The organism is Vibrio sp. 1580 (assembly GCF_033340055.1).
In genome coordinates this window covers 1-609 of sequence record NZ_JAWOVT010000436.1, presented here as the reverse complement: position 1 = coordinate 609, position 609 = coordinate 1, and the positions used below count along the sequence as shown (strand labels likewise).

At 48.8% G+C, this 609-nt stretch carries 1 protein-coding gene; it reads right to left on the bottom strand.

Translation table 11 applies throughout. The annotated features are described in order from the left end of the window. The coding region (locus tag R7093_RS26445) for an STAS domain-containing protein (RefSeq protein WP_318147180.1) at positions 1-609 on the bottom strand (609 nt) is incomplete at both ends.

The following is a 609-nucleotide window of genomic DNA, read 5'->3' as shown; positions in this document are numbered from 1 at the left end:
CATGCGCGACAGCCGCATTCAAGGCCTCGTAGCGGAACTGATACATATTGTTGTCCGGCACTAGGTCGATGACATGAAACTTCTCGAGTTGCTCGCGAGTACGCTGATTCGGACACAACAAGTACACTTCACAGCGAGCATCTAACGCGTCTTTAATGGCGTTTTCGAGAGCTAGGCCCACCGTAACATCCAGCATAGGAACATCGGTCAAATCCAAGATCATCACGTCGTAATCAGAAATACTGGTGTGTTGACGAGAAATGGCCTTAGACACACTGAAAATCATTGGGCCAGAGAGATAGAAGAACAACACTCGCCCATTGGCGCGATCTAACAATCCTCGTTCACTGTCCGTCAGTGGCACATCGTCTTCGTCGGCATCACTGATGGCTTTTACCTGACGAGCTTGTTCGCGACTCAAGCGCTCAATAATCATGATGTTTGAAACAAACACACCTAAACCAACGGCCACAATGAGATCAACAAACACTGTCAGTAGCATCACGCCATACATGATCGCCATGCCAGAAAAACTGACCTTATGCGCGCGCTGAATAAAGCTCCAGTCTAGGATGTTAAAGCCAACGTACACCGCGATGCCTGCTAGCA